The following is a 301-nucleotide window of genomic DNA, read 5'->3' as shown; positions in this document are numbered from 1 at the left end:
TTTTTCCGGGTTGGACTTCTTCTCGGACAGGCCGAACTGCACCCGCCAGCAGGCCAGCGTGTCGTCCTCGCGGGCGCTGATGCCCTCGGAAAACTGCACCTGCCGCATCCCAAAGGCCGCTGCCGTGTCGTTCACCACGCGGTACATCTTGAGCTGGCCGCCGCCCTCCGTGGCCTCGGCCAGGCGCATCAGGTCGCGCAGCCAGCTGGCGTTGACGTAGGGAATGCTCAAGGTCACGGTGAGCGTCTTGGGCTTGAAGCCCTGGTGCGCCGTCTCCGTGTTGCTGGTCTGGCCGGACATA

Annotated in this window: 1 protein-coding gene; it reads right to left on the bottom strand. The window is 65.4% G+C overall.

What is annotated here, in order from left to right:
• Positions 1 to 301: baseplate complex protein (locus tag NGM28_RS28640; protein WP_502943927.1), on the bottom strand; the 301-nt coding region annotated here is incomplete at both ends.

It is taken from the genome of Pseudomonas sp. MWU13-3659, assembly GCF_023757525.1.
Taxonomy (GTDB): Bacteria; Pseudomonadota; Gammaproteobacteria; order Pseudomonadales; family Pseudomonadaceae; genus Aquipseudomonas; species Aquipseudomonas entomophila_E.
The sequence above is the reverse complement of the archived record's forward strand: the minus strand, read 5'-3'. Positions and strand labels throughout refer to the sequence as shown.